Origin of the sequence: Parasedimentitalea denitrificans (assembly GCF_011813015.1) — a bacterium.
GTDB classification, from domain to species: domain Bacteria; phylum Pseudomonadota; class Alphaproteobacteria; order Rhodobacterales; family Rhodobacteraceae; genus Parasedimentitalea; species Parasedimentitalea denitrificans.
On sequence record NZ_QHLQ01000050.1, the window covers coordinates 1 to 5,720 of the forward strand.

General features: G+C 51.9%; 4 protein-coding genes. 1 reads left to right on the forward strand and 3 read right to left on the reverse strand.

The window, feature by feature from the left end; translation table 11 throughout:
- Nucleotides 1–392: 392 nt before the first annotated feature.
- A complete protein-coding gene (locus DL239_RS21090) occupies nucleotides 393–923 on the reverse strand; it encodes a DUF1415 domain-containing protein (protein ID WP_369410607.1) in 531 nt (176 codons plus the stop codon).
- Between the two features lie 327 nt (nucleotides 924–1,250).
- Between DL239_RS21090 and DL239_RS21095 the strand changes: the two genes are divergently transcribed.
- Nucleotides 1,251–3,062, forward strand: a complete 1,812-nt coding sequence (locus tag DL239_RS21095) for a diguanylate cyclase domain-containing protein (RefSeq protein WP_167686069.1) — start codon at nucleotides 1,251–1,253, stop codon at nucleotides 3,060–3,062.
- Between the two features lie 338 nt (nucleotides 3,063–3,400).
- On the opposite strand, the gene DL239_RS21100 is transcribed toward DL239_RS21095, so the two are convergent.
- Both DL239_RS21100 and DL239_RS21105 read right to left on the reverse strand, forming a co-directional pair.
- On the reverse strand, nucleotides 3,401–3,712 hold the full coding sequence (locus tag DL239_RS21100; RefSeq protein WP_167686070.1) for an AICE-type RepA C-terminal domain-containing protein: 312 nt from the start codon (nucleotides 3,710–3,712) through the stop codon (nucleotides 3,401–3,403).
- A 66-nt stretch (nucleotides 3,713–3,778) separates the two neighbouring features.
- Nucleotides 3,779–5,467 (reverse strand): AICE element replication initiation protein, encoded by a 1,689-nt coding sequence (locus tag DL239_RS21105; protein WP_167686071.1) that lies wholly within the window; start codon nucleotides 5,465–5,467, stop codon nucleotides 3,779–3,781.
- Nucleotides 5,468–5,720: the final 253 nt, after the last annotated feature.

Here is a 5,720-nt window from a genome sequence, read left to right on the forward strand (position 1 = left end):
ATACCACAAACACAGATGCTTAACGCCACCTCCGGGTGGACGTTTGCGTTGGGGTTATCCCGACCGGTGCTACAGTGGTGCTACGCCGTGCAGCAAAGAACAGTAACGTGGAGACAGGTCGCGTTGAGCGATTCCTGGAACGAACGGCCCAATGCCGCCCTTTATCGATCCAAAAATGGCTGCGATGCAGCTTCCCCAAACCAGACATTAGAGCATCGGCTCGGCATTTTGGATCGTCCAAAATCTGCCTCTCAGGCAATGCTGCCTCTTTTCACAAGGTTAGACCATAGCAATGCCACGAACCAGACGAGCCAAAACGCTCTCTTAGTTTTGGCAATGCTTGGACCCGGAAAACCTGAAGATGTACGTTGTTAAGAGCCAATGCAGATAGTTTATTTCCCCCAGGGGCAGAGAGCTTCCACTTGTCGGCGACCAAGGTCATTCAGTGATTTTATGTTGTCCAAATAAATTTTCTCGGGGTCCGAAACGTGAGCGAGTACTTTGGTCATCTGCTCCTGACGCAGAAGATGTATGGTTGGATAGGGGGAGCGATTGGTAAAGTGGCTAAGATCGTCTACAGCCACACCCTCAAATTGATATTGAGGATGAAATGAGGCTAATTGAACGTGCTCTATCAGTTCTGCTTTCTCCAACAGCTGCTGAAACCATTCGAGCAAATCGAGGTAATCATCGAAGTCTTCCACTCCTTGGGTAAACATGAGCAAGCTCGTGGCAACGTCATTTTCGTTGGCCCCGAGCAAGTGCTGCAATTCATCCACAAAGAACTGCTTTAGGTCCGCATCGGTGGTGGCATCACAAATAGCGTAACGGACTTGGTCTCGGGTTATGACGCTCGAGGAAAATGGGCAAAGATTTAATCCTACGACCATTTGATCAAGCCATCGACGCGTGTTTTTGACCACGTCTTGATGCGCGATAGATGGCGTTTGTGGGGCGAGCTTATTGATGCGATGGATCCTTTCTGGCTTGACCCGCTTAAACCATGTTTAACCCATATTTCCAATTTGTTTGCTGAAGCCAAACCCAGCGGCTCGGTGCAGACATAACGTCTATAGTGTCAAACCAACCTTCGCGTATGGCGAACGGCCCAGAGCCATCGTTAGTAAGGGAAAAGTCTAATAGCAGGTCAAGCTCCAAGCGGACCGATCACTTAGACACGCTTGAACATAAGAGCGATCCGCCTAGTTGATAAGTGTGGCACTCCAAAGCGACGATAATGAGGTGTTCGCTTGCTACGTGATCTTAAGATACACTATAAATTTCCGTTAGTTATGATATGTTTTGCCTTGTTGTCTGCAATTGTGACAGGGGGGGTGGCGTATCGCCAGGCTACTTCGGCGATCGAAGGAGCGGTGAGTAACAAGCTAATATCCTTGCTGGAATCACGTGCCGCTTCTCTTCGGCGCCACTTTGGCGACATTGAAAATGACCTGTTGTTTCATGTGCAAAGTGATTTGGTGACCCGGGCTCTTAAGGAGTTTTCAGCCGCATGGGACACCCTTGGCGAAAATAAACAACATTATCTTAAAACCCATTATGTCGACCGTGACCCAATTACGATAGGGCAGGAATTCAGTCTGCTAGCTGCTGAAGATGGCTCGGTATACAGCGAGGTCCATCGACGTTTTCATTCATCATTTTTGAGCTTGATACACACAACAAATTACTACGACAGTTTTCTCATCTCGGCAAAAGGCGACATCGTGTATTCGGCTCTGAAAGAAAGCGATTTTGCAACTAACGTAACGACTAATCCAGATACTGCAGCGCTTGGAAATCTATTTGATCAACTGGTTCATTCAGGTGGCAGGCTTGGACAACGATGGATTAAAACAGGGTTCTCCGATTTTGTGTCCTATACGCCGAGTGACCGGAAAATCGCAGGTTTCGTCGCAGCTCCGGTCTTTGACGCAGAGGCCAAATTACTTGGTCTCTTAGCATTTCAGATCTCAATTGAGCCGATCAATGCGATTATGCAAGTCACAGCTGGCATGGGAGAAACCGGCGAGACCTATTTGGTCGGACCTGATACCATGATGCGAAGTGACTCACGGTTTCTTGGCAACAGTCTGCTTAGTAAGTCAGTCGACACAGTGTCCGTTGCCCAGGCTTTGACTGGTTTTGATGGCGTACAGTTAGTCGACGACTACCGAGGAGTACCAGTGCTATCCGCCTACGCACCCATCGACATTTTGGGAATAACTTGGGTGATCTTGGCGGAAATGGACGAACAGGAAGTACTTTCGCCAGTCAAGCAGATGAATGTCTATCTTTCCATTAGCGGAATCGCCATCGCCACCGCAATTGCGACAATTGGATTTTATCTCGCAACGGATTTATCCCAACCAATCGTTACGATGACCAATGTGATGAAACGCCTCGCTATGAACGATTTAGGAGTCAATGTGCCCGTCGTGACGCGCAAAGATGAAATTGGGCAGATGGCAAGCGCGTTGACGGAGTTCAAGGCCTTTGCCGTTGAACGTGACAGGCTTCAAAAGGAACTAAGCCACATGTCTCAGCATGATAGCTTGACGGGGCTTCCCAACCGCGGTTTTGCAATCAGTTTTCTCGCAGAAACGATCCGGGAATTCACCGAGAGAAAAACCCCGTTTGCGATAATGCTTGCAGATTTGGATGGCTTTAAAGCGGTCAACGACACACTGGGTCATGATGTCGGTGACCAGGTTTTGATGGAGCTCAGTAACCGCTTCCAGAACCTTTTGCAGGGACGTGATATCGTTGGTCGCTTGGGTGGTGATGAATTTTTGTTTGTTCTGCCAGAATGCGATACCACTGATGACTGCGAACGTTATGCCCAAAAAATACTTGAATCCTGTCAAAGTTCTTTTGCTGTACCCAACAACGAGTTTCGTATCAGCCTTAGCGTTGGCTTAGCGCGCTTTCCGAAGGATGGCACCGTCGCACGCAACTTAGTGCGGGCAGCTGACGAAGCGATGTACGAAGCCAAAAACAGTGGAAAGAACCAGTTTTTCTGGGCTGTTACTGAAGGCGTGACTTCAAACACCAAATCTGGTTAGCCGCACATCGATCGTATCCATAATCTGAGCACACAAGTGGTCGTCTCGGAGGCAATCGGTGATTGATTGTAATCGGATTTTTTAAAATGTACAAAATATGCGATCAGCGCATTGCTGACCTTGGTTCAAACAGCAGCGAAAGTCTTCTTTCCGCCCTCACTGACAAATTTCTGCGGCCGCAGCATTGACCCCAATGGGCTCGTTCCTACCATTAGCTGTGATCCAAACGAAGGTCAGCCATGGCCGGAACATAACGGTACCCCGAATTCTATCGTCAGCATCGTCAGCATCGTCAGCCGACTGAGATCCCGTGCTTGGCTGACGATGCTGACGATAAACTAAACGCTTGTGATCTGAATAAGCCGCTCTCCTGATTTTCCGCGACGTTCAAAGCTGAGGGCAATGCCCCGCCTGCGAAGGGGAGGTTGCACACGACGAAGCGCGGCGCTGAGTTTGTTTTCCTGCCGTGGAAAGCCGTATGGGTCATCCGTGAGTGCTGGAAAGCGGTGGCGTAGGGTTGGCTTGAGATCGGTCGCAGTGCCTTCCCAGTGCTTCTGAGCGTCCGTGAAGCGCAAGATTGCCAGGGCTACCGGGTTGTTTTCGATTGCAGATTGGTCGCTGGTCTCTCGATTTGCCGCGTAGGAGTCCATAGGCGCCCCCTCAGGCCATCCTAAAGCCGGTGCGGCCGCTACCACCCATTTTGCGAAGTCCGCCATTCAGGGGGCTTCTGAGAGGCTCACAGAGTCAATTCGGGCTAGGGCGCAGGAAACGGCATCCAGAAGTGCTCCAAGAATGAAGGGGGCCGCTTTGGCGAAATCGCGGTTGAAACTACCAAGTGTTCGCCGTTCACGTGATGATATTACCGGCAGGGTGATACCAATTGAGCGGTCGGCCAAGTCAGGGCGTGCAGCCAGATCGGGTATGCCGTTCAGCAGACAGGGTCGGGTCGCGTTGAACAAGACTTCGTCTGTGTCCGTATGCAGTTTCCTGGTGCCAAAGCCACCACCAGTGGCGATCCGGCAAAAAGCATCTGCCATCATCGGGCGGATGTTCGATAGATTGTCGAAAGACAAAACATGGTTGTGCTTTGCTGCGATCACCAAATCCTGTTCGGTCGAGGGCGTGCTGCGGGTGCTGGGGTTGGCTGGATCAATCAGGCTGCGCAAGATCTGTGCGGTCGTGCTTTTGGCGCTGCCCTGTTCACCCGATAGGATCAGGATGGGGTAGGGGCCTTTGGGATGGAAACAACCGACCACCCAAGCCACCAGCATCCGGAAATCATCGTCATCTTTGACATTGAGAAAGGGGCGCAGAAGGTCGATGCCGCCGCTGTGCCGTTCTGGCACTGGGAGCGCATCTATAGATGGTGACCGTCGAAACCGGGCCATAGGATGGGTGACCACCTGCCAGCCCTCTGCAGTAATTGCGACAGCTTGCCAATTCTCATCTCCTAGGTCGAGATAGATCGTTCGACCAATAGCGGCGATCCGCGCGAAGACGGGGTGTGTTTCACCCCCAAACAACGCTTCTCCCTCCAGCATTCGCCGCTGATCTTCTAGGGTCGTCGCCGATGGGGCCTTTCCCTCGGTCTGGAAATGCGCATGCGCTAAGTGTCTTCGAAAAGTCCTGGATTCCGTCGACCAATGTTCAAAATGGCCGTCCCTTCGCAGCGTCGCATAAGTCTCATCCTGCGGGGTTCTCCAAAGCTCCATTCCATCGAGGACGTTCGGAGGGGCAGCTACCTGTTTCTGCGATGGGGAGATATTTACCTGTCCACCGTCGAAGTCTTTGGGTGCCGCCAATTCCAGAAGGGCGTCTATTTCTGTCCGCCCAAAACCCAGCTCCAAGAAATCGACTACATCCCAACCTTTCACCAGGTCGATCTGTGTCCCGGTGATCTCGTGTAGGGTAGATGCGGAGATTGGGATTGGGCAGACCTCGGAATTCCCTACCCTACCCGGCGTAGGGGTAGGGTAGGGCGCTAGGGTATGGGCCAGATCAAGGATGTATTTCTGTCCTGCTTCGTCTTGGTCTCCCCACGCGTATACGCGGCGCCCGTGTAGGGGAGAGAGGTCAGCTTTCTTCCAGCCATTGCTGCCACCGAATGTGGTTGTTGCCAGGTATCCAAGCGAGGTCAGCGCGTCGGCGCATTTCTCGCCTTCAACCAAGATGATTGGGGTCGAAGGGGCAGCGCTCACGACTTTGTCCAGGTTGTAGATTGGGCGCAGGTCCAGCGCCTTCCATTTCCCCTGCGCCACATCGTAGGGGAGGAAGTATTTCCCCCCGTCGGGCAGATTGTATCTGTTCGCGATAAGTACCGAATTACCTGCCGCATCCCGGTAAATGAATTGTTGGGACGCAACGCCCTTGGTCGGATGCGCCAAGGAGAAAAATTCGTGTTTCATGCGCTCACCCCCAATTGCCGTTTCAGTTCCAACGCGGCCTGTTTCTGGGAGAGGCCATTGAGATAGGCGAACAAGCTGATCGGGTCGCCGCCTCTGTCCGGTGTCGCGAAGTCCGCCCAAAGGCCGTTATCAACATTGATCCGGAAAGAGCCTGGACTGTCTGACGTCAGCGCTTATGGGTCCAAATAGCGGTATTTGCTAAGAGAGGGTTTGTTGCTCATCAGTAACCACTGAGGAGTGGACGATGAGAAAG